The following is a 21,602-nucleotide window of genomic DNA, read 5'->3' on the forward strand; positions in this document are numbered from 1 at the left end:
TCGGGCCTGTTTTGTTCTCTGGTAGAGCAGAGCAGGCTCAGGGCTACTGAAAGCCCGCTCCGTACCGCTTAGCGGTCGGAGCCGGGTAGTTTACTTGCCCCGATCACAAGAACTTTGTCCCGCTGTCGCGAACGGTTAGGATCGCAACGCTGACTCAAACCTACACTGCACCCCCATGTTGCCATGCAGCGCCAACGCGAACACAGAGCATCGCTGGCTCTGGCGTGACCAGCCCATTCGCTACCAACAGTCGGGATCCACAGGCCCAGCCGTGTTGCTCATCCATGGCTTTGGGGCCAGCAGCGACCATTGGCGGAAAAATTTGCCGGAGCTGGGGCAGCACTGTCAGGTGTATGCGGTCGATTTGTTGGGGTTTGGGGGATCCGCCAAGCCCCTGCCGGGATCCCCTTTGCCCTACACCTTTGAGACCTGGGGATCCCTGGTGGCAGACTTTGTCCGAGAGGTGGTGGGCCAGCCAGTCTATCTGGTGGGCAACTCGATTGGCTGCATTGTGGCTTTGCAGGCGGCGGTTCTGGATCCGGCCCAGGTTTTAGGGGTAGCGATGTTGGATCCCTCGCTGCGGCTGTTGCACGAGCGGAAACGGGGCCAGGTCTCCTGGCTGCGCCGCCGGTTCACCCCTTTGCTGCAATCCCTGCTGGGGTGGCCCCCCTTTGGTCGTTTCTTCTTTGCTCAGGTGGCCCAGGCTAGGGCCATTCGCAATATCCTCCTCCAAGCCTACGGGCGCAAAGAAGCGGTTACCGAGGAGCTGATCCAGCTTTTGCTCAAACCCGCTTTGGAGCCGGGGGCGGCAGAGGTCTTTTTGGCCTTTGTGCGCTATTCTCAGGGGCCTTTGGCTGAAGATCTCTTGCCTCAGCTCACCTGTCCCGTCTTGATCTTGTGGGGGGAAGCGGATCCCTGGGAACCCATTGCTCTGGGGCGGGCCCTGGCAGAGTTTCCTTGCGTGGTGGGGTTCATCCCATTGCCGGGGGTCGGCCATTGCCCCCAGGATGAAGCCCCCGAGCTGGTCAACCCGCTGCTGTTGGACTGGATCCGGGATCCCACCCGAAAACCTGAGAAAGGACTCCATTCTCTCCCCCCAGAAGAGGGGAGCTAGGAAGCGGCGCAGCAAGAGCTTCCCTGGGCTCAAGGATGGCGCGGGCTGCCCTTGGAATTCTCATAATCTACGCCCGACCAAGGTGCTCCAGTTGATCCAGGTTGGGGCCCCTCAGCCGGAATGCATGGCCAAACCCCTGGATGAAGCTACCAGTTTTGGGGACGATCTGACAGAAGTGAAAATCCGCCAAGCCCAGGATCATCTCGGCAATCTCGTACTTGGCGCGATAGAGGGCCTCAAACCCCTGCGCTTGCGCCTCTTCGCGGCTGAGAAACTGGGCTTCTCCGCTCACCATCACCCGCGACAGGGCATGGTTACTGCGGGGATCCCCTGGGGTGGGCGGCTCGTGGATGAGTAGCGCGGCCCGGGGATCCGCCCGCAAAGCCTGGGTGTGGGCAGAAAGATCGCTGATGACAATGGCAAAGCGCAAGGGATCCCGCTGCACCACAAAAGGCACCAACGACACCGCCGGGGATCCCTGCTCCAGCACCGCCAAGCTGGCCACCGGCTGGCCATCCAGCAGCATATTTAACTGTTCCAGCACCGACATGGTTGTCCTCCAGTCCCCTTGCTATTATCAGCTCCCCTGTACTGGGACAAGAGCCACAACCCTGCTTACAGGCTGTTCCTGGCCTGGTTGAACTCTGCCCGGCAGCTCGGAGCGTTGGGCATTAACGTTGTAAATAAAACTTTACAATCCTACGCAAAGCGAGCTACGCTGGGAAAGAAAGCACGAGGAGAACCCTATGACCCGATATCGCTCCGTCGTCGTCGAAGAAGGCGGTCGGCTGAACAACTACGCCATTGAGCCAGAAATGTATGTGGATAGCACCCCCCGCGTGGGCTTCACCGACTATGCAGAGCGCTTGAACGGGCGCTTGGCAATGATCGGCTTTGTTGCCCTGATCCTGTTTGAAGCTCTGTCTGGTACCACCCTGATTGGCTGGCTGCAGTCCCTGGGCCGATAAGCCAAAGAACGCTTCCTAGGAAGAGGGCTGTCTCTAATCGCCGATTGACTGTTCGCGATAGTGGGACGGAGTCCTCACTTTGTTGCACAATTCTCTACAACCTGATGTGCAAACGCTAGGCAGTTGTGCGAGTGTGCAGGGAGCGGGTGGTTAGGTTTATGTTTCTAGACCCCAGCTACCGTTTGAAATGTACCCCAAGCTCTGGGGGAAGTGACATACTCCCATCACTGACCCTACGGGTACAGTGTGGGCTTCTCGCTTCATTGGGGAGCCTACGCAAGAACCCTCTGCGAGCAGACACGGGATGTCCCACCGCGTAGCTGCACCAGATTCCGGCAAAAGCCGTTTTGTGCAACTACTCTCACCATACACCATGTGGGGGTATCTGTATCCCGACACTGACGCTACGGGTACAGTGCGGGGCTTAGCTAACCCCACACCCCGACAAGCTAACGCCTGTGGAGACTCCTCTGGCGGGGTGGTAGGTCTAAAACCTACCGCTAGTCAAGGGTTGCTGAAGCAGGAAGAAAGCAACAGCGCTGAGCAAAAATCTGTTCTGTTCAGTGCTGTGTAGGTCTTTCAGAGCGGCATCTCCCAGTGCAGCTCGACATGGGTATGGCCTTCCGGGGTGCGGGTGCGGTGCCAAGATCCCTTGGGTAGATAGCGGGCGATGGTGTTCATGGCCTTGCTGCCGTAGCCGCCGCTGAGGCCGGGAGCGTACTCGATACCATCGTTGACCACGGAAAGGCAGCAGTGGCGCTCCGTTTGGGCCAGCGACACCTTGACAAAGGAAGCATTGCCTTTGGGGGGTTGTACATGGGCGATGACATTGCCGATGGCCTCCCGCAAAAAGCGCAAGATGTCTTCTCGCTGATCAAACCACTCGCCGGTGTTGGGCTCCTGCAGAGGTTGCAGTTGGCGCTCCACAGACAGCGTCAGGCTGCCCGCTTGGATCAGCTCGTCCAGATAGATCTCGATGCCGCGATGCAACCCCTCTCGCAAGCTGGGGGAGATGCGCAGCTTGGCGGCTAGGGTGCGCACATCGTTGAGCTGATTCCGGATCCCGCGTCCGATCCTCTCCAGTTGCTCGAGCAGGTGGTCGTAGACGGTGGGATCGGGAGCTTTTCCCTGGTGCTGCTGCCATTGCAAGCTCTCCAAGTTGTCCATCACCACCTTCAGCTCCTGCAGCTCGCGATCGTGAATGTCGGTGGCTACTCGGTAGAGCAGCTTGCGAGCCTGGTCAATGGCGGCCTCCTGTTCGGCTCGGCGCAGGCGCTCCAGTTCCTGTTGCTGGGCCAAGAGCCGTTCTTGATTCTCCACAATGACCAAAGTGAGCAGCAGGCTCACCCCCGTTAGCCCACTGGCCAGGGCCGGCAAGACGAGAGGCCAAACCCAACGCCCCAGTAGAAACTGGGCCACAGCCCACCCTTCGTAAACGGCAAGCCCCACCACAGGCCGCAGGAGAAACTGCTGTTGCTTCCAGCCCCAAGGGCTCAAAAGTGCTCCGCACCGCTGACGCGAACGTAGGGGGGGACGATAAAGCACCAAAAGCAGTCCCGTTCCCACTCCCAGCAGCAAGACCACCGCAACCGCCACCCCCCCCGGCACGGATTGGTAGACCTCCCCGGTGAGCAGGCTGGAGAGGACTTGCGCCTGCAGCTCCACCGCCGCAATCTGGGATCCATCCGCAGTCCGCACTGGGAAGGTTTCGGGGTAGCCGCCCACAAAACCCACCAGGACAATTTTGTCCCGCAATTGGTCGGCAACTTCGGGATCGAGGGGAGGGATCCCTTCTTGGCCGCGGCAGGCTTGGCTGGGGTTGATCATCGGGGCAACAGACCCGGATCCTGCCTGGAGAACAGCTGGAGGGCAAACCCGTTCGATGGGGATGATGGGGATCCCGTGCTGGGATCCGAGGGGGTTGAATTGGATCGGCTGCAACCCCCGCTCGCGAAACCAGCGGCTGGCCCGCTCCGGGTCGTATTTGGCAAAAGCCAGAGCCTCGACCGAGGCGAACATCTGCTCCTCTTGGCTGTCGCGGCGCAGGTAGAGCCCCCGCAACTGGGCCTGGCGCAGGATCCCGGCACTGTCTACCCGATGTTGCACCACCCCCTGCACATGCTCTGGCGGCACCAGGTACTCCAGCCGCAGAGAAGAGAAGGGCAGAAAATGGTTGTAGATGTTAATCTCGGAGCGGCCAAAGCTCTCGCTGCTGCGGGTGGCCAAGACCAAGCGATCTGGGTAGCGCTGCACCACCTGACGCAGAGGGGCATCTAAGTTCTCGTTGCCCAGGTTTTGAGGTACCACAAAGCTGCTGGGCAGGTTTAGCACCACCACCCTGGCCTCAGCTTCTTCCAGTAGACGCAACGTCAGGCCGGCGTAGTTGGCCCGTTCCAGAAGGAAGTCAACTTGATGTTGGCCAAGGTGCTCTGCACCACTGGTGCGGCCATTGCTTTCCCCCTGTCCGCTGTTCCCGTTAGCGGGAACGTGCTCCGCACCGCTGTCGCGATCGAGTCCTATACGACCATCAATGCCGACGATCACCACCTCGGGAGAAGGCTGCTGAGGGCCACGCCAAGCGTACAGCCACTCCTGGGCGTCGCTCTCCATCCGCACCAACAAAGGATGCTGAGCAGAAAGGTTAAGCAGAGCAGCCCAACCCAAGCCCCAAGCCAACGCCCAGCCCAGCCGTCGCCGGGAGGGGGACAGTCGAGCTGGAGAAGTATAGCCTTGGCCAACGAGAAAGGGAGGGACGGGATCCGGCATATTGCAAAGGGCTTTGCACCGCTGACGCGACCACACGAACGGCAGTGCAGACGCGAGCCAGCTAAAAAGCGCTCCGCACCGCTGTCGCGATGGAGTTTTCTCTGCCATTTTGGCCGCTGCCGGCGGCTGTCGAGGGGATCCCTGGCCCCCCCGTTGCTGGGGGAAAACCGCAGCCTCAGTGGTGATGGTTGCGCACCCGCGCTGCTTCCTCAGGGCTAATGCCGAGGCGAGTGAGGTTGATACGGCCTTTGTGATCGATGCTGCGCACCTTGACCACCACCTCATCTTCCACAGCCACCTCGTCTTCCACCCTGCCGACGCGGTACTCCGCCAGTTGCGAAATGTGGATCATGCCCTCTTTGCCGGGCAAAAACTCCACAAAAGCGCCGATGGGGATGATGCGGGTCACCTTGCCCAAATACACCTGCCCCTCTTCCACCCGCCGCACCAGATTTTCGATCATCGCCCGCGCCGCCTCCGCCTGGCCGCCCACCGAGGAAGACACGGTGATTGTGCCGTCGTCGCTGATGTCCACCTTGGCCCCTGTCGCTTCGGTGATGCCGCGCACGGTCTTGCCACCGGGGCCGATGATCTTGCCGATATCCTCGGGATCCACCTTGAACGTGAGCAGACGGGGAGCCGTTTTGGCCAACTGGGGTCGAGGCGCAGCAATCGTCTCCAGCATCTTGTCGAGGATGAACTCGCGTCCGGCCTTGGCTTGCCGGATGGCCTGTTCCACCACGTCAACGGTGATGCCGGTGATTTTCATGTCCATTTGCAGAGCGGTGATCCCCGCCCGCGTACCGGCCACCTTGAAGTCCATGTCGCCCAGAAAGTCCTCGATCCCCTGGATGTCGGTGAGGATGCGCACCTCATCCCCCTCCTTAATAAGGCCCATGGCCACCCCGCTGACCGGCGCTTTGATCGGCACCCCGGCATCCATCAGAGAAAGGGTAGAGCCACAGACGGATCCCATCGAGGTGGAGCCGTTGGAGGAGAGCACTTCCGACACCACCCTCACCACGTAGGGAAACTCCTCTTCCTTGGGCAGCACCGGCACCAAGGCCCGCTCCGCCAGCGCCCCATGACCAATCTCCCGCCGTCCCGGCGAGCGTGAAGGCCGCGTTTCTCCCACCGAAAAGCCCGGAAAATTGTAGTGGTGCATGTAGCGCTTCTCATCCACCGGGTGCAAGTCGTCCAGCTCCTGGGCATCGCCGGGCGTGCCGAGGGTAGTGATGGAAAGGACTTGGGTGAGGCCGCGATTGAACAAGGCACTGCCGTGAACCCTTGGGATCAAACCCACCCGGCAAGAGACCGGTCGCACCTCGTCCAGCTTGCGTCCATCTACCCGCACCCCCTCTTGCAGGATTTGCTGGCGCATCAGCTTCTTGAGCAGAGCCTTGAACTGGTTGTCCAACTCTTTGGGGTTTTCCAGAAGATAGAGCCGCAAGGGATCCCCCTCTGGCCGTTCCTGGATTTGGGCCTCCAGCTTGGCCTTGAGCTCCTCCAGTTGCTGTTCCCGGCTGGTCTTGTCCAAAAACTGCCTGAGAATGGAGCGAATGCCCTCCTGAGCCTGCTCTTCTACAAAGGCAATCAGCTCCTCGTTTTTGGGGGGAGGGGGCAGCTCTACCGGGGTGATGTTGAGATCCGCCAGGACTTGCTGTTGGGCTTTGAGCAGCTCCTGGATGGCCTCAAAACCAAACTCGATGGCCTCCACCACATCCTTTTCCGGCAGTTGGTTGGCCCCGGCTTCCACCATGATCACGCCATCGGCACAGCCGGCCACCACCAGATCCAGATCGCCCGCCTCAATTTCGGCATAGGTGGGGTTGAGGATAAATTCATCCTTGACCAAGCCCACCCGCACCGCCGCCACGGGGCCATTGAAGGGGATGCGAGCGCCGTGAATGGCTAACGAGGCTCCCAAAATACACAACACATCGGGCGGCACCGTATCGTCCACCGAGAGGGTGGTGGCCACCACCTGCACATCATCCCGCAGCCATTCCGGGAACAACGGACGAATGGGTCGGTCTATTAAGCGAGAGATCAAAGTGGCCCGTTCCGGTGGCCGGCCTTCTCGCCGCAGATATCCCCCTGGGATCCGCCCCGCTGCGTAGAGGCGCTCTTCGTAATCGACCAACAAGGGCATAAAATCAACGCCAGGCCGGCCTGGCTGCCGTGTGGCGGTAACCAAAATCGAGGTTTCGCCCGAAGTCAGCCAAACCCCACACCCTGCCTGGGGGGCCATCAGCCCAATATTGATGTCAATTTCCCGCCCATAAAAGGAAATCGACCGAGTGTATTCTGCCATGTAACGCTTCGCCTTCTTTTTTTCTTGCCGCTATCGTAGCATTCTCCTTTTGCTCCTTTTCAGCCCCCGCTGACCGGAGGGATCAGGACGACTTCGTCTCCCGCCGATAGGGGAGTGTCGGCAGCTACAAAATTGAGGTTGAGACCGAAGCGCGTTTGGGAGCGCCAAGGAGCCAAGCTGGGGTAGCGCTGGATCAGTTGATCGCACAGCTGCCCGACGGTGGTACCGGGGCTCACCTGCAGGCACATTTCAGTTTGTCCGATCACTTCTTGATAGATGGCAAAGAGCTTCAGCGTGATGGGAAAAAGCTCATCGGGGGCTGGATTTTGGGCAGCAACCATTGACAGTGCTCCCACCTGCTTTGAACGATCTTGTGGACAATCTTGGGCAATCTTTGGCCGGTTTGTCCACCAGAATCCTCTGCCCATCTCCTACTCATCAGGGATCCCTACAGCCACAGAAAAATCGGCTCCGGGGAAAAGATGCCGTCTTTCAGATTCCAGTGAACTGTTCTTCTGGCTCTGGCCGGGGATCCGGGGCAAGGCTAGGGTAGGCCAAAAGCTTGCTTGGCAGCCAACCGGCTTCTGTGCTGATGCTAGAGCCACTGACCCCCTCCCAAATCAGGGCCTACTTGGATCGGATTGGCTACGTTGGCCCCACCCAGCCCACCCTGCAAACCCTCCGCCAGATCCACCTAGCCCACCTGCTGCGGGTGCCGTTTGAAAATCTGGACATTCATCGGGGTCGTGCCATTCGCCTGGAGCGGGATTTCTTGTTCCAAAAAATCGTCCGAGAGCGGCGGGGCGGCTTTTGCTTTGAGCTGAACAGCCTGCTGGCCGCTGCCTTGCAGGGAATGGGGTTTTCGGTACACCTACTCTCAGGACAGGTGAGCCGGTCGGAGTCCGATGTCCGCTTTGGACCTGAGTGCAACCACTTGGCTGTGCAGGTGAACATCGGCGATGAAGCCTGGCTGGCAGATGTGGGGTATGGGGAGGCCTTTCGCGAGCCGTTGCGGCTGGGGGATCCCGGGATTCAAGCCCAGGCTGAAGGACGCTACCGCCTCACCCTTTGGCCAGGGGATCCCACTGCTTGCCGTTATTGGCTCATTCAGCAGGAACAGCCGGATCGCACCTGGAAAACTCTATTTCTTCTGGATCGGATCCCACGCTCCCTGCAGGAGTTCGAGCCCATGTGCCACTTTCACCAAACTTCGCCAGAATCGATGTTTACCCGGCTGCGCCTTTGCACCCTGGCCACTCCGACCGGACGGGTCACCCTCACCGCCCGCGCCAATGGCTCTTTTAAGTGGATCGAGACCACCCCAGAAGGCCGCTGGGAACGCCCTCTCAGGGATGAAAAAGAGTATGAACAACTGCTCGCCTGCGCCTTCGGGATCTGCCTTCCCCCATCTCCTGCCGCCGCTGGGGATCCGAGGGGAAAGGTTGCAAGACCCAAGCCCAATGACGTCTCAACAGAGCCCACCCAAATCTTCCCCAAACAAGGCTAGAACCCCTGCCAGTTAATGTCAAAATAGTAAGGCAATGTTTCGTTATCTCAGTAACCGTTATGGATGCTGCCGCGGTCGCCGGGTTTGATGGCCAAGCTTTGGATCATGTACTCATTTTCGACACCACCCTGCGAGACGGGGAGCAGTGCCCCGGCGCCACCCTCAACACCGAAGAAAAGCTGGCCATTGCCCGGCAGTTGGCCCGGCTGGGCGTCGATATCATCGAAGCGGGATTTGCCTATGCCAGCCCTGGTGACTTTGAGGCCGTGCAGAAGGTGGCCGAGCAGGTGGGAACCCCCGATGGCCCTGTGATTTGCAGCCTGGCCCGCGCCCTCAAGCCGGACATTGAGGCCGCCGCCGCCGCCCTAAAGCCTGCTGCCAAGCCCCGCATCCACACCTTCATCTCCACCTCCGACATTCACCTGAAGTATCAGTTGCGCAAAACCCGCGCTGAGGTGCTGCAAATTGCCGAAGAGATGGTGGCCTACGCCAAGTCCTTCGTGGAGGATGTGGAGTTTTCCATGATGGATGCCACCCGCTCTGACCCAGAGTTCCTATACCAGGTCATCGAGGCGGCCATTCGGGCGGGGGCCAAAACCATCAACATCCCCGATACCGTCGGCTACGTCATGCCGGAGGAGTTCGGCCAACTGATCAAGGGCATCCGCGAAAATGTGCCCAACATCAAGCAAGCGATCCTTTCTGTGCACGGCCACGACGATCTGGGCGTCTCGGTGGCCAACTTCTTGGAAGCGATTAAGCAGGGCGCCCGTCAGGTGGAAGTGACGGTCAACGGCATTGGTGAGCGGGCCGGCAACACAGCCCTGGAAGAGTTGGTGATGGCCTTGCATGTGCGGCGCAGCTACTTCAACCCCTACTTCGGCCTGCCGGTGGACTCCGAGAAGCCCCTCACCCACATCAAAACTCAGGAGATCTATCGCACCTCGCGCCTCGTCTCCAACCTCACTGGCATGTTGGTGCAGCCCAACAAGGCTATCGTCGGCTCCAACGCCTTTGCCCACGAATCTGGCATCCACCAGGACGGCATGTTGAAGAACCGCCAGACCTATGAGATCATGGATGCACAGACCATCGGCCTGCAATCGAGCACCTTGGTGTTGGGCAAGCACTCGGGCCGCAACGCCTTTCGCAACCGCCTCAAAGAACTGGGGTTCGAGCTGTCGGAGCAGGATCTGAACAAGGCCTTCTTGCGCTTCAAAGAGCTGGCTGACAAGAAAAAAGAAATCTCCGACCTGGATCTGGAAGCGATTGTTAACGACGAAACTCGCCCGGTGCCCGAACTCTACCGCCTGGAGCATGTCCAAGTGGTGTGTGGCAATCGAGAGGCTCCCACTGCCACGGTGCGCCTGGTAACCCCGGAAGGGGAAGAGCGGGTGGACGCTGCCGTGGGCACAGGCCCGGTGGATGCGGTGTACAAGGCCATCAACCGCATTGTCAATATCCCCAACAAGTTAATCGAGTTTTCTGTCCAATCGGTTACTGCCGGCATCGACGCCATTGGGGAAGTCACCATCCGCCTGCGCCACGAAGACCGCATCTTTTCCGGCCATGCCGCCAACACCGACATCATCGTCGCTTCGGCCCAAGCCTACATGAATGCCCTCAACAAGCTCTACTCTGCGCTGCACGCGGCACGCTCGACGGCTGACCAGCGCGAGGCTGCTGCCCAGAAGATCTGAGGGAAGGGTTAGGGAATCCCAGTCGTTTCCAACAAAGCTGGGATCCTTCGCTGCTGACCCTCACCCCCAGCCCCTCTCCTCTTGGGGAAGAAGGGAGCCCACGCTCAACCTAACCCTGTTGCAAATGACCCTATGGGCTGGCCGAAGGGATCCCATCCGCAAACACCCGCCCGATCACTTCCTCGATGGGCGGGTCGGTTACCGTTAGATCCAGCACATCCAGCTCTGCCAAGAGCTTGGCCACCGTTTGGGTGAGCTGCTCCCGCTGCACCCACAGCCGCGCCTCACAGCTGCCCGGATCCCCGTCCGTGCGCACCTCTCCATAGAGCTGCAGTTGGGCAACAGGGCAAGGGCGAGCCAATTTCAACCTCACCTCTCGGTAGGGGGCAAAGCGCTCCAGCAATGCCTCGAGGTCGCCATCGTACATGAGCTGCCCCGCGTTGATGACCAGCACCCGTTGGCACAGCGCAGTAATATCGGCCATGTAATGGCTGGTCAACAGCACCGTTGCTCCATAGCGGCGGTTGTAGTCCCGCAGAAATTGCCGCACGCCGGCCTGGGCGTTGACATCCAACCCCAAGGTGGGCTCGTCCAAAAACAAGATCTGCGGGCGGTGCAACAGAGCCGCCAACAGCTCCGCCTTCATCCGCTCCCCCAGCGAGAGCTTGCGCACCGGTTGCTTCAGCTTGCTTTCTAGGTCGAGCAGCTCTGCCAGCTCCCCCACCCGCTCCCGAAACTCCTTCTCAGGGATCTCGTAAACGGCAGCGTTGATGCGCAGAGAGTCCATTGCCGGCAGATCCCAAATGAGCTGCTGCTTCTGTCCCATCACCAGGGTGATCTGCCGCAAAAACGCCGGCTCCCGGCGGTAAGGCACATGGCCGACCACCTGCACCGTGCCGCCGGACGGATAGATCAAACCGGTCAACATCTTGAGGGTCGTGGTCTTGCCCGCCCCGTTGGGCCCCAAGAATCCCACCATCTCCCCCGGCTGAACTTGAAAGCTCACGGACTGCACCGCCGGGATGTGGCGATAGGTGCGGCGAAAAAAGTGGCGCAGGGTGCCAACCACTCCGGGATCCTTGACGGCCACCGGGTAAACCTTGCTCAGGTTGTGGGCAGCGATGATTGGCTCCAACCGGGTCGGCACATCAGGCAACATCTACCCCCACCCCTACAAAACGGCCAGATCCGCTACCCCAACCCCAAGAACAGAGCTTCCAGAGCTGGGCATACCGGATCTGCAGAGGGCTATTTCTCAGTATCCGAGGGAAAGCAACGAACGAATAGGGGAACTACAGCAGTCCTACGTCCATCCCAGGCTTACCCGTGGCCAGCTCCACCTTCAGGATGCGGCCACCCGATTTCTGGATGCGCTGCTGTTCCCGAAACCAGTTCTCATAGGGCACCAGCTTGGTGAAGTAGGTATTTTGCAGCTCCCGCTGGGTGCGAATTCGGGTTTGGCTGGGCACACAGGCCGTGATCTTGAACATGCGCATGATATGGGATCCCCGCTCAACAACAAAATGGGCTATCTTGACCAGCAAAACAGGCGACTCACCCCAGAAAGCTCGCGTACTTCAGCTAGCACACCAGATCCCTGTGGCAAATCGCCCGCCGTGCTCGTTGAAGAATGCACCTCCCCTGAGGCAATGACGCCGGGAGTTAGCTCAGGCCAGAGCAGATGTAATCGAAGTACACCCCCATTTCCTTGCCGGCCTCAGCACCCACCAGAGCGGCAGTTACCTCTTTCATGGCTTGGATGGCCTGGATGGTTGCCCCAATGGGCACTCCCAGGGAATTGTAGGTCTCCTTGAGCCCGTTCAGCACCCGCTCGTCCAGAATGGAGGGATCCCCGGCCAGCATGGCGTAGGTGGCGTAGCGCAGGTAGTAGTCCATGTCGCGGATGCAGGCAGCATAGCGACGGGTGGTGTACATGTTGCCGCCAGGACGGGTGAGATCAGAGTACAGCAACGCCTTGGCAGCAGCATCCTTGACGATGGTGGAGGCATTGGCCGCGATGGTGGCAGCCGCCCGCACCCGCAGCTCGCCTGTGGCGAAGAAGGCTTTCAACTTCTCCATGGCCGAGCTGTCCAGATACTTGCCTTGAACATCGTAGCTGTTGATTACAGCAGTAATTGCGTCTTGCATGATGAGCTTCCTAAATCCAAATCGACGAACAGCAAAGGGTTGTGCGGCAAAAACAATGAGGGATTAGCTCATTGCCCCCACCACAAAGTCGAAGTAGTAGCCGGCTTCAGCCGCATCGTCAGGAGAGAGCAGACCCATGGCCACCTGCTTCATTTGACGAATGCTCTCGGCCACCGCCGGAATGGGTGTGCCCAGGGAGTTGTACATCTCGCGGACACCCACCAGGCCGATCTCTTCAATCGGGGTGACATCGCCGGCAATGATGCCGTAAGTGATCAGGCGCAGGTAGTAGTCCATATCGCGCAGGCAAGTCGCCGTCATCTCTTCCCCGTAGGCATTGCCCCCCGGAGAGACAATGTCGGGGCGCTTCTGGAAGAGTTGGTCGGCAGCTTGTTTGACGATGCGCTCACGAGACTCGGTTAAGACTTGAGCAATGCGCAACCGCTTCTCGCCCGAGGTGACAAAGGACTTGATCCGATCCAGTTCCCCCGGGCTGAGGTAGCGGGCCTCCGCGTCCGCGTTCACAATCGATTTCGTAACAACACTCATGGATATCCATCCTCAAGTCGATTTTTTAAAGAGTATGACGAGCATACCCGCAAGTTATTTTCCGATATGCTTGCCGTCTGCCATCTCAGATCTTCACACTTCTTAAAATCTCTCCCAGAAAAGGGCCGTCCCGCTGGCGCGACCAGTGTTGCGTAGGTCTTTCAGAGCGGACAGTCTCATTCCCGCCCCGACAGGGCAGTTCCCTCCCCAAAGTCCGGCAAGAGAGGGGCTACAATCTCACTTAGACTCACTTAGAATGAAGGCTGAGTCGCCAGGGGATCCCTGCAGGCTTGGTTTAAGACATGCGTTGAGGTTGCGATGACGGATGCCTCTGGGTCAGAACGATTGAAGCGAGCGAAAGGTATTTCTGAGGGTACGCCCTCATCTCTGCCGGATCACCTCATCCGGGCCACGGCGGCAGAAGGCAAAATCCGAGTGGTGGGCTTGGTGGCCACCCAGGCGGTACAAGAGGCAAGGGAGCGGCACAAGCTCTCCTATGTGGCGACAGTGGCCTTGGGGCGGGCCATGAGCGCAGCCCTGTTGCTGGCGGCCAACTTGAAGCGACGCCAGGCGCGGATTAACCTGCAACTGAAAGGGAATGGCCCCTTGGGCAACATCTGGGTGGATGCCGGCTTGGATGGCACGGTACGCGGGTATGTGAGCAACCCCGCCATTGAGCTTCCTCTCACTGCCGAGAGCAAGTTGGATGTGGGCCAAGCCGTTGGGCGCTATGGCTACCTCCATGTGCTGCGGGATCTGGGGTATGGCCAGCCTTACACCAGCGCGGTGGAGCTGGTTTCGGGAGAGGTGGGAGACGACATCACCTACTACCTCTCCTCCTCAGAGCAGATTCCCTCGGCAGTCCTTCTGGGAGTAAATCTCGACTCACAGCGGGTACGCGCCGCCGGCGGAGTGTTGTTGCAGCTGATGCCAGGGGCGCCGGCCAGTCTGATCCCAGAGATGGAAGCCCGTTTGGCCAAAGTGGAAGAATTTAGCCCGATGTTGGCTTGCGGCGGCGGCTTGCGGGAGCTGTTGCAACTTTGCCTGGGCGACCTGGATCTGAAAATTGCGCCGGAAATGCGCACCATCCGCTTCTACTGCAAGTGCAATTCCGACCGAGTGAAGGGGGCCCTGCGCATGCTGGGGCGGGACGAGTTGCTCGATATGATCCACACCGACAAGGGGGCAGAAGCGGTTTGCCAATTCTGCAACGAGGTCTACCGCATCTCGGAAGACGAGCTGCGCTCGATTGTGGCGGAGATGTCGGCCACCCCCTGATGGCACAATGATGGCCAACTACGGGATCCCGATTCTGACACCTCTCGATGTTGTCTGAGCCCCCGGTTGAGTTGGTTGAATTATCGGTTGTTGTCCCCTGCAAAAATGAGGCGGACAACCTGGAACACCTGTTTGAGCGTCTGCGGCAGACCTTGGATCCTTTAGGGATTCCCTACGAGATCATTTGTGTCAACGATGGCAGCCAAGACGACACACTGGAAAAGCTGATCGCCTTTCACCATCAGGATCCCCGCATCAAAGTGGTGAACCTTTCCCGGTGTTTTGGCAAGGAGATCGCCCTCACCGCCGGCCTCGATCACGCCTCTGGCAACGCTGTCGTTCCCATCGATGCCGACCTGCAAGATCCGCCAGAGCTGATCCCGGAGATGCTGCAGCAGTGGCGGCAAGGCTATCAGGTGGTTTATGCAGTGCGTCGCAGCCGCCAAGGGGAAAGCTGGCTGAAACGCTTTACAGCCAACGGCTTCTATTGGTTGATTGATCAACTCAGCCAGGTGCGGATCCCGCGCAATACGGGGGATTTTCGACTGCTGGATCGGCAGGTGGTGGAGGCAGTTAAACAGCTGCGAGAGCGCACCCGCTTTATGAAAGGGATCTTTGCCTGGGTGGGCTACCGGCAAACGGCCATTTTTTACGATCGCGCCCCCCGCTTTCGCGGCAAAACCCAGTGGAACTACTGGCGGCTGTGGAACCTAGCCATAGAAGGCATCACCTCTTTTAGCTCTTGGCCGTTGCGGGTGTGGAGCTACATAGGGTTGGCGATCTCGGTTCCAGCCTTTTTGTATGGCCTTTTTCTCATCATCCGCACCTTGCTCTTTGGCTCCGATGTACCTGGCTATGCCTCTTTAGCGGTGATGATCTTGTTTTTGGGCGGGATCCAGCTGATCAGCTTGGGCGTGATTGGCGAGTATTTAGGCCGCGTTTTTGAAGAAGTGAAAGGCCGCCCCCTCTACCTGGTCGATGGCACCTTTGGGTTTGAGACCCCACGACCTTCCCCTGCCCTAGATTCAGTACCTACGCAAAAGCTAGGATGAAAAGTCATCTTTCAGAGTTTTGGATCCCGAGGCAACATAACTTTGGTACTCGCGTGTAAAGATATCTTTCATCTCTTCTGGAGATAGCTGGATCCCTTGGATTTTGGCGCGGGCGATGGCCTTCATCAGCTCGATATAGGCCAGGCCCAGAGAGAGAGTGAGGGTGGCTGCCGTAGTGGATTGGATAGCGCTGCCTACAATCCCCGGGCCGGGAATCATCTTCAGCAAGTTGGACACAATCGTTCGCCCGATTGCTGTTGTAATTGTAGTGCCTGCCAAAGCGGCTATCAAAGAGTAGTAAAAAGAAGGGGAAGCCTCGAAGCCAAAAATAAAGCTGATATTGGCAATCATGCCTGCTTGGGCTGTAACCAACAGAGGGGCATCTGCAAAGGGAAGGGGCACTGCCCCGATAAACGCTGCACTGGCCACATAGCCTGATACGTACTTAAAGGCAGCCTCGGCTTTGAGATCCACCCGCAGCAATTGCTGGCGGATAAAGGCAAGGCGAGCCACTTCCGGCAAAAGCTCTAGCGTGCAGCCAATTAGGTGCTCCAGCCCGTGGGCAGGAATGGTAATTTGCCGGTTAATCGCCTTGTTGCGGGCCAAAACGGGAACAATGTAGCGGACAGGCAAATTTTGATGCTGCAAATACCGGAAAAACTCGCTCTCTTCAGGATTGGGATATTCCAAGCATTGGGTTAAGACCAAGATGACGGGAACGTCTTTGAGTTCCAACTCCTTTAGCCATTTGCGTTCAACTTCCTCCAACCGCTTCAGTTCGTGGTGGAGGCAGTACCAAACAAGATGGATGTGATGTTCAGGATCCTTAAAGCGCAGCTCCTCGATAAGCTGGGAAACCTCCAGGCGAACTTGCTGATTCTGTTCACCGTCTAGTTCCATGCCAGGTGTATCGTAGATGGTGATTGGGCAACCTGGCTTGGAATACTGACGAATGTGGCGGGTGACGGGGCTGCCAACACCGGTACGGGCCAGCTCATCTCTAAACACTGCATTGACCAAGGTGCTCTTGCCCACCCCGCTTTTGCCAATGACCAGGATGTTGCAGTGGCCCAACTCTGTCTGCGCCTCTAGGAGGTCCTTCTGTAGTATCTGAGACACCGAATTCCAGAAAGACTTAAAGGCTTCTGGCTTCTCGAGAGATTCAGAAGCTTCTGGGATCCCTCGGGCACGGTCAACAATTTGGCGGGTTAGGTCAGTCAGTTTCTCTAAGAAGGATGGGCTTTTCTGAGACATGCTTCTTGCTTCTTCCCCTAAGGCCGATAGCCCCACAAAGGTAGTTCAGGGCGGATCCTACTGCCAAGTTTCTTCCGATACCGGAGACTGACCTAGCCAAGAGCCAATCTGTCTGCGCCCTGATCCCACTCCAAAGGGATCCGCAACAACGGGCTTATTGAGAGTTATTCACAAGAGCCATTTTCTGCACTATGCTAGATTTGGAGGCAAACACCCAGGGATCCCAGGCCCGCTATGGCGGGCAGTTTAGGATTCGCAGCTCCTCTTAACTTGTGCTGGAGAATTTTATGTCCGAAACTTCAACCCTGCGCCAGTCTTTCAACAGCGTGCGCGACAATCCCGTCCTGCTCGGCACCGAGGTAACCCAGCCGGTTTGCGAGGGGATGAACGCCCTGCTGGCCAGCTTCCAGGGGCTGTACTTGCAGTACCAGAAGCATCACTTCGTGGTAGAAGGCACTGAGTTCTATCCGCTGCACCAACTCTTCAAAGATCACTACGAGCAGGCGAGGGAGCATGTCCACGACCTGGGAGAACGCCTAGAAGGGCTGGGAGGTGTGCCGGTAGCCAGCTTTGCCACCTTGGCCCAGCTTTGCTGCTTTACCCCTGAGCCGGATGGAGCTTTTGGGGCGCGGCAAATGTTAATGAACGACCTGGCGGCAGAGCAGGCCATCATCGATCTGCTGCGGCGACAGGCAGCCCAGGCGGAGAGCCTTGGGGATCGGGCCACTCGCTACCTCTACGAGCAAATCCTGTTGAAAACAGAGGATCGCGCTTTCCATCTCCATCACTTCCTGGCCAACGACAGCCTGGTGTTCGGCTTGATGAACGGCAGAGCCTAGCCAGAAGGTCCACAGGTGGGCTTGAGCCTGCCTAGCTTCCGGCCTCTGGCTTTTTTTTGAAAGGCTATTGAGAATTTGTTTCATCTCTTCACTATTCTTTACTCTGAGGTGCTGATCCCGGCCATGAACCCCGTCTTTCTGGACTCTGAGCGCGGCTATCTCTTGAACATTCCTCTGGGCGAGCGCTGGCGCGTTGGTCGGCGGCTGATGGAATTGGGGATCCCGGCGATTTGTACAGGAGATGGTCGTCTGCGGGTGGAGGTGAGTACTCCGTTGGCCGTTCTACAGGTGCGCAGTGTGATCCGTCAGCACACAGCGCGGCGACAGGAGTTATTGGATGGCCTAGAGGTTTGTTGGCAGCTCAACACGGAGGCTGGGGGTCAAGATGAGCAAGTTTCCTAAGCAAGGGATCCCGTTTGAGTCGGAGGGCCAGTTTTTGGGATTTCTTCCCGATAAAGACGGCAAGCTCAAGTACCTGCGTTGGCAAGCCGGAGCGGACGTTTTTTCCGGCAAGATCCCCAAGCCCCTGCGTTCTGCCCTTTACCGCACCCTCAAACCTGGAGACACCGTGCAGATCTGTGGGGAGCGGGAGGTGGATCCGCACAAAGGGCGAGAGAAGTGGGTGCTTTACCGGGTGGTTCCCCTCGGAGAGAGGGCGGGGGGTTTGTCTTCGGCTTCTGGGGCTGAGGCAGCTTCCGAACCGGTTGCTCCAAACATCACAGATATCAAAGGAGATATCAAAGGTACAGACATCAAAGGTAAGGTGCTGGTCTGCCAGAAATCCGACTGTTATCGGCGTGGGGCCGGAGCGGTGATGCAAGCCCTGAACGCCCACTTGGCCGCCTACTCTGGTTCGATTTGCGTGCAGGGGGTGGGCTGCATGAAAGATTGTAAACGGGGCCCCCATGTGGTGTTTATGCCCGACAAGGCTCGTTATAGCGGCGTTTCCCCCCAGGGGATCCCGGCTTTGTTGGAGCGGCATTTTCCGCTTTCCTCGCCGCAACCCCAAGAGGTTGAAGCAGCAGCTTCTTCCTAACGCCCATGGGATCCCCACCGGCGAACAGCTCTGTGAGGTAGGCACAAAATCAAAGGGTGCAGCAGGAGTTTTCCGGCAAACCTAGGCGGAGCGAGATCCGGATTGCCGGGTGGTACAAAGGATCCCTCCTGTGTGATGCTACAGACAGAGGCAGGCTAGGGGAGGGAACAAACCTTGCGGGTGGGGATCATCGGCACCGGCTACGCAGCTCGCTCACGGGCCGAGGCCTTGCGCAAAGATGGGCAAGTGCAGATTGTCGCTGTTGCCGGTCGAGCTCCCGACCGGAGCGATGCTTTTGCCGCCGAGTTGGGGGCCGTCGCCTATTCGGACTGGTCTTCTCTGTTGGGCGAGCAGCGGCTGGATCTGGTTTTTGTCAGCACCATCAATCGGGATCATGCCGCCATTGCCCGTGCTGCTCTGGAGGCAGGGATCCACACCGTCGTGGAATATCCCCTCGCCCTCAGCGCTGCCGAAGCGCGTTCCTTGGTGCAATTGGCAGCCGAGCGGCAAGTGCTGCTGCACGTCGAACACATCGAGCTAATTAGCGGCGTTCACCGGTTGCTGAAACAAGAGCTGGAAGGGTTGGGCAAGCTGTTTGCCGTTCGCTACATCACTCTCACCGCCACCCACCCCGCCCCCGATCGCTGGACCTATCGGCCTGAGTTGTTTGGCTTCCCCCTCATGGGGGCCGTTTCTCGCATCCACCGCTTGGTGGACTTGTTGGGCAGGGTAGAACGGGTGAGCTGCCAACTGCGCTACGACGGGCCGGATCTGCCCCACCGCTACAGCAGTTGCTACTGCACAGCCCAGCTGAGTTTTGCCAGTGGGTTGCTGGCGGTGTTGACCTATGGCAAGGGGGATTCCCTGTGGTGCTCGCAGCGGCTACTGGAGTTCCACGGTCAACGGGGGGGCCTATTGATCAACGGCGAAGAGGCAACGTTGCTGCGGCCCGGCAGCGCCCACCCTCTAGAGACGGGATCCCGCCACGGCCTGTTCGAGCAAGACACCCGCATGGTGCTGGATCACCTGCGCCACGGCAGACCCCTCTATATCCATACTGAAAACATGCTCCACGCCCTGGCGGTGGCCGAGGCAGCCGAGCGATCTGCCCAAACCCAGCAGGTGGTTTGCGTTCAGGATTGGCCCTAAGGGAAGTCCCTGATACATTTACGCTGAACACTGCTGAACATCACTGTTCAACTATGCAGCGATAGCATTCTGTTTGTTTCCATTCGCGTTAGCGGGACGGAGTCCAAACAGAATGGCGGTATCCCGCAAAGCTTTGAGTAGAATACCCAAAGCGCAGTTTCCGTGTCGTCTTACTACCAATTTTCTGCTTTGCTTTGGCTACCATGTTGGCAGACTCGAAAGTAAACAGAAAGATCAACTGGTAGTAATCCGTACTGAACATATTATACATTATTTTCAGTATAGTTGAGCTTATTATTGACTAGAGTCATGCTCTCCCCTTGAGAGAGGGGAGCTACGCAATGGGGAGTTTCACTGGGATGTTATGGTCATTTCAGGTTAAGGTGAGACGCCTGGGCTGCTGATCGCGCCAGTGGGACGGAGTCCTTGAAAAGCCCTATAGCCTGCTGCACTCAGAGTTTTAGGTGTGGGTGCAGTGCCCTAGTTTAATTGAAATGACCATACTGGCAATACAGGGATCCCTGAAAATAGACAGGATGGCGGGGAGGGCTAGTTATGATTGAGGCGGGGGCAAGCGTCTTGAGGCGGATGTTGGGCGTCTACGGCAGCTCTAAGATGGGCGTTCTGCTGCTGTTGGGGTTTTCTTCGGGTTTGCCGCTGCTGCTGATCAACACCACCTTGAATGCTTGGCTGACCCAAGCGGGCTTGACCACCATTGCCATCGGCTTGTTTAACCTGCTCAATTTGCCCTACTCCTTTAAGTTTCTGTGGTCGCCTGTTCTGGATCGATTTCTGTTGCCGGCACCGGGATCCCTGCGGGGCAGTCGGCGGCGGGGGTGGATGGCCCTGACCCAAGTGCTGTTGCTGCTCAGCATAGGGCTACTGGGTTTTCAGGATCCGACCCAAACCTGGCTGGAAGCTCTGGGATGGGAAGAGCTGGCCCAGACTTGGCCGGGAATCACGGTTTTCACCCGCCCGATCTTTCTGGTGGGGTTGCTGGTGGCTTTTTTGAGCGCCTCTCAGGACATCGCGGTGGATGCCTACCGTACCGATATCTTGGCAGAGCGGGAGATGGGGGCAGGGGTAGCCATTTTCGTATTCGGCTACCGTATCGCGCTGCTGGTCAGCAGTGGCGTGAGTTTGATCTTGGCGGACTATTTGCCCTGGTGGCAGGTGTACGGGATCATGGCACTGCTGATGTCAATCGGGGTGGTCACCTCGTTTTTGGCTCCCGAGCCGGAAAACAGCGCCCTCAAGCCTACCTCTTTGCGGGCGGCTATCCTCGAGCCATTTCAATCTTTCTGGCGGCATCGCCTGGCCTGGGCAATCCTGCTGTTTGTGGTCTGCTTCAAGTTGCCGGACAGCTTGGCAGGGCAAATGACCCCTACATTTTTGTTGCAGACGGGATTTAGCACCAGCGATCTGGGCATTATCCGCAGTTGGATAGGCTTGTTGGCCACCTTGGCGGGGGCTTTTGTGGGGGGGGAGTGGGTCAGCCGCATCGGCACCTACCGCTGCCTGTTCATCTTCGCGGCATTGCAAGGGATCGGCAATTTGGGCCTGGGAGCGATTGGGTTGGTGGGGCAAAACTATCCGCTGCTGCTGGGGGCAACCATTTTCGACAACATGGCCGGGGGCATGGGCACGGCTGCTTTTCTGGCTTTTTTGATGAGCCTCTGCGACCGGCAATTTAGTGCCACTCAGTATGCTTTGCTCACCAGTGTGTTTGCCGTGGGGGGAACCTTGGCCGGGGCTGTGTCAGGCTATTTGGCGGCTGCGGTCAATTGGCCTTTGTTTTATCTGATCACGGCGATGACAGCCGCTCCGGCAATGGTGATCCTGCTGTGGCTTGGCCCCCCTTCATCGACTGCAGCCCTGGCCACAACCGCATCTGAACCGTAACTGCCCCACCGCAAATCCGGTTCTAA

At 58.4% G+C, this 21,602-nt stretch carries 20 protein-coding genes; 11 read left to right on the plus strand and 9 right to left on the minus strand.

Features of this window, described 5'->3' with window-relative positions; genetic code table 11:
• The first annotated feature begins 175 nt into the window (after positions 1-175).
• On the plus strand, positions 176-1,114 hold the full coding sequence (locus ACVWZF_RS08825; protein WP_041436448.1) for an alpha/beta fold hydrolase: 939 nt from the start codon (positions 176-178) through the stop codon (positions 1,112-1,114).
• A gap of 67 nt (positions 1,115-1,181) precedes the next feature.
• On the opposite strand, the gene ACVWZF_RS08830 is transcribed toward ACVWZF_RS08825, so the two are convergent.
• Positions 1,182-1,664, minus strand: a complete 483-nt coding sequence (locus tag ACVWZF_RS08830; protein ID WP_011433063.1) for a pyridoxamine 5'-phosphate oxidase family protein — start codon at positions 1,662-1,664, stop codon at positions 1,182-1,184.
• A 196-nt stretch (positions 1,665-1,860) separates the two neighbouring features.
• Between ACVWZF_RS08830 and ACVWZF_RS08835 the strand changes: the two genes are divergently transcribed.
• A complete protein-coding gene (locus tag ACVWZF_RS08835; protein WP_011433062.1) occupies positions 1,861-2,082 on the plus strand; it encodes a high light inducible protein in 222 nt (73 codons plus the stop codon).
• A gap of 579 nt (positions 2,083-2,661) precedes the next feature.
• Here ACVWZF_RS08835 and ACVWZF_RS08840 read toward each other — a convergent pair.
• The 3 genes from ACVWZF_RS08840 to ACVWZF_RS08850 form a co-directional block, all read right to left on the minus strand.
• The gene (locus ACVWZF_RS08840; RefSeq protein ID WP_011433061.1) at positions 2,662-4,848 is read right to left on the minus strand and encodes a CHASE2 domain-containing protein; all 2,187 of its coding nucleotides are present in this window, start codon (positions 4,846-4,848) and stop codon (positions 2,662-2,664) included.
• Positions 4,849-5,023: 175 nt separating this feature from the next.
• On the minus strand, positions 5,024-7,162 hold the full coding sequence (locus ACVWZF_RS08845) for a polyribonucleotide nucleotidyltransferase (protein ID WP_011433060.1): 2,139 nt from the start codon (positions 7,160-7,162) through the stop codon (positions 5,024-5,026).
• A gap of 59 nt (positions 7,163-7,221) precedes the next feature.
• A complete protein-coding gene (locus ACVWZF_RS08850) occupies positions 7,222-7,503 on the minus strand; it encodes a MoaD/ThiS family protein (protein ID WP_011433059.1) in 282 nt (93 codons plus the stop codon).
• Between the two features lie 251 nt (positions 7,504-7,754).
• On the opposite strand from ACVWZF_RS08850, the gene ACVWZF_RS08855 reads away from it, so the two are divergent.
• Positions 7,755-8,669, plus strand: a complete 915-nt coding sequence (locus ACVWZF_RS08855; RefSeq protein WP_011433058.1) for an arylamine N-acetyltransferase family protein — start codon at positions 7,755-7,757, stop codon at positions 8,667-8,669.
• A gap of 59 nt (positions 8,670-8,728) precedes the next feature.
• Complete coding sequence (locus ACVWZF_RS08860; RefSeq protein WP_457411283.1) at positions 8,729-10,369, plus strand: 2-isopropylmalate synthase; 1,641 nt, start codon at positions 8,729-8,731, stop codon at positions 10,367-10,369.
• Positions 10,370-10,499: 130 nt separating this feature from the next.
• On the opposite strand, the gene ACVWZF_RS08865 is transcribed toward ACVWZF_RS08860, so the two are convergent.
• From ACVWZF_RS08865 to ACVWZF_RS08880, 4 genes are all read right to left on the minus strand, one after another.
• Positions 10,500-11,528 carry an ABC transporter ATP-binding protein gene (locus ACVWZF_RS08865; protein ID WP_011433056.1) on the minus strand — a complete coding sequence of 343 codons (1,029 nt, stop codon included), beginning with the start codon at positions 11,526-11,528 and terminating at the stop codon, positions 10,500-10,502.
• 133 nt (positions 11,529-11,661) lie between these two features.
• On the minus strand, positions 11,662-11,865 hold the full coding sequence (locus ACVWZF_RS08870; protein ID WP_011433055.1) for a phycobilisome linker polypeptide: 204 nt from the start codon (positions 11,863-11,865) through the stop codon (positions 11,662-11,664).
• Positions 11,866-12,031: 166 nt separating this feature from the next.
• On the minus strand, positions 12,032-12,517 hold the full coding sequence (gene apcB / locus ACVWZF_RS08875) for an allophycocyanin subunit beta (protein WP_011433054.1): 486 nt from the start codon (positions 12,515-12,517) through the stop codon (positions 12,032-12,034).
• A 63-nt stretch (positions 12,518-12,580) separates the two neighbouring features.
• Complete coding sequence (locus tag ACVWZF_RS08880; protein WP_011433053.1) at positions 12,581-13,066, minus strand: globin family protein; 486 nt, start codon at positions 13,064-13,066, stop codon at positions 12,581-12,583.
• Positions 13,067-13,453: 387 nt separating this feature from the next.
• On the opposite strand from ACVWZF_RS08880, the gene hslO reads away from it, so the two are divergent.
• Both hslO and ACVWZF_RS08890 read left to right on the plus strand, forming a co-directional pair.
• Positions 13,454-14,344: an Hsp33 family molecular chaperone HslO gene (gene hslO, locus ACVWZF_RS08885; RefSeq protein WP_041437303.1), complete on the plus strand. Its 891-nt coding sequence runs from the start codon at positions 13,454-13,456 to the stop codon at positions 14,342-14,344.
• 47 nt (positions 14,345-14,391) lie between these two features.
• Positions 14,392-15,396: a glycosyltransferase family 2 protein gene (locus ACVWZF_RS08890; RefSeq protein ID WP_041436443.1), complete on the plus strand. Its 1,005-nt coding sequence runs from the start codon at positions 14,392-14,394 to the stop codon at positions 15,394-15,396.
• Here ACVWZF_RS08890 and ACVWZF_RS08895 read toward each other — a convergent pair.
• The gene (locus ACVWZF_RS08895) at positions 15,388-16,650 is read right to left on the minus strand and encodes a YcjF family protein (RefSeq protein WP_011433050.1); all 1,263 of its coding nucleotides are present in this window, start codon (positions 16,648-16,650) and stop codon (positions 15,388-15,390) included. The two genes, ACVWZF_RS08890 and ACVWZF_RS08895, sit on opposite strands and share 9 nt — an antisense overlap.
• A gap of 287 nt (positions 16,651-16,937) precedes the next feature.
• On the opposite strand from ACVWZF_RS08895, the gene dpsA reads away from it, so the two are divergent.
• The 5 genes from dpsA to ACVWZF_RS08920 all read left to right on the plus strand — a co-directional run bounded on the left by dpsA (position 16,938) and on the right by ACVWZF_RS08920 (position 21,576).
• Positions 16,938-17,489: a DNA starvation/stress protection protein DpsA gene (dpsA, locus tag ACVWZF_RS08900; RefSeq protein WP_011433049.1), complete on the plus strand. Its 552-nt coding sequence runs from the start codon at positions 16,938-16,940 to the stop codon at positions 17,487-17,489.
• 123 nt (positions 17,490-17,612) lie between these two features.
• On the plus strand, positions 17,613-17,891 hold the full coding sequence (locus tag ACVWZF_RS08905) for an Asr1405/Asl0597 family protein (RefSeq protein WP_011433048.1): 279 nt from the start codon (positions 17,613-17,615) through the stop codon (positions 17,889-17,891).
• Positions 17,875-18,525 carry a (2Fe-2S) ferredoxin domain-containing protein gene (locus ACVWZF_RS08910; protein WP_011433047.1) on the plus strand — a complete coding sequence of 217 codons (651 nt, stop codon included), beginning with the start codon at positions 17,875-17,877 and terminating at the stop codon, positions 18,523-18,525. Before ACVWZF_RS08905 ends, ACVWZF_RS08910 begins: the two co-directional genes overlap by 17 nt.
• Before the next feature lie 174 nt (positions 18,526-18,699).
• Positions 18,700-19,674: a Gfo/Idh/MocA family protein gene (locus ACVWZF_RS08915; RefSeq protein ID WP_011433046.1), complete on the plus strand. Its 975-nt coding sequence runs from the start codon at positions 18,700-18,702 to the stop codon at positions 19,672-19,674.
• A gap of 615 nt (positions 19,675-20,289) precedes the next feature.
• On the plus strand, positions 20,290-21,576 hold the full coding sequence (locus tag ACVWZF_RS08920; protein WP_457411284.1) for an AmpG family muropeptide MFS transporter: 1,287 nt from the start codon (positions 20,290-20,292) through the stop codon (positions 21,574-21,576).
• Positions 21,577-21,602 lie beyond the last annotated feature (26 nt).

Source organism: Thermostichus sp. OS-CIW-30 (genome assembly GCF_054060215.1).

Excerpts from the sequence above, each read along its gene's own strand:
- ACVWZF_RS08920 (WP_457411284.1), top strand. The coding sequence starts at position 20,290 with ATGGGCGTTCTGCTGCTGTTGGGGTTTTCTTCGGGTTTGCCGCTGCTG.
- ACVWZF_RS08870 (WP_011433055.1), bottom strand. The coding sequence starts at position 11,865 with ATGCGCATGTTCAAGATCACGGCCTGTGTGCCCAGCCAAACCCGAATT.
- ACVWZF_RS08890 (WP_041436443.1), top strand. The coding sequence starts at position 14,392 with ATGTTGTCTGAGCCCCCGGTTGAGTTGGTTGAATTATCGGTTGTTGTC.
- ACVWZF_RS08865 (WP_011433056.1), bottom strand. The coding sequence starts at position 11,528 with ATGTTGCCTGATGTGCCGACCCGGTTGGAGCCAATCATCGCTGCCCAC.
- ACVWZF_RS08880 (WP_011433053.1), bottom strand. The coding sequence starts at position 13,066 with ATGAGTGTTGTTACGAAATCGATTGTGAACGCGGACGCGGAGGCCCGC.
- ACVWZF_RS08905 (WP_011433048.1), top strand. The coding sequence starts at position 17,613 with ATGAACCCCGTCTTTCTGGACTCTGAGCGCGGCTATCTCTTGAACATT.
- ACVWZF_RS08895 (WP_011433050.1), bottom strand. The coding sequence starts at position 16,650 with ATGTCTCAGAAAAGCCCATCCTTCTTAGAGAAACTGACTGACCTAACC.
- ACVWZF_RS08910 (WP_011433047.1), top strand. The coding sequence starts at position 17,875 with ATGAGCAAGTTTCCTAAGCAAGGGATCCCGTTTGAGTCGGAGGGCCAG.
- apcB (WP_011433054.1), bottom strand. The coding sequence starts at position 12,517 with ATGCAAGACGCAATTACTGCTGTAATCAACAGCTACGATGTTCAAGGC.
- ACVWZF_RS08840 (WP_011433061.1), bottom strand. The coding sequence starts at position 4,848 with ATGCCGGATCCCGTCCCTCCCTTTCTCGTTGGCCAAGGCTATACTTCT.
- ACVWZF_RS08845 (WP_011433060.1), bottom strand. The coding sequence starts at position 7,162 with ATGGCAGAATACACTCGGTCGATTTCCTTTTATGGGCGGGAAATTGAC.
- ACVWZF_RS08825 (WP_041436448.1), top strand. The coding sequence starts at position 176 with ATGTTGCCATGCAGCGCCAACGCGAACACAGAGCATCGCTGGCTCTGG.
- ACVWZF_RS08835 (WP_011433062.1), top strand. The coding sequence starts at position 1,861 with ATGACCCGATATCGCTCCGTCGTCGTCGAAGAAGGCGGTCGGCTGAAC.
- ACVWZF_RS08850 (WP_011433059.1), bottom strand. The coding sequence starts at position 7,503 with ATGGTTGCTGCCCAAAATCCAGCCCCCGATGAGCTTTTTCCCATCACG.
- ACVWZF_RS08830 (WP_011433063.1), bottom strand. The coding sequence starts at position 1,664 with ATGTCGGTGCTGGAACAGTTAAATATGCTGCTGGATGGCCAGCCGGTG.
- ACVWZF_RS08860 (WP_457411283.1), top strand. The coding sequence starts at position 8,729 with ATGGATGCTGCCGCGGTCGCCGGGTTTGATGGCCAAGCTTTGGATCAT.
- dpsA (WP_011433049.1), top strand. The coding sequence starts at position 16,938 with ATGTCCGAAACTTCAACCCTGCGCCAGTCTTTCAACAGCGTGCGCGAC.
- ACVWZF_RS08855 (WP_011433058.1), top strand. The coding sequence starts at position 7,755 with ATGCTAGAGCCACTGACCCCCTCCCAAATCAGGGCCTACTTGGATCGG.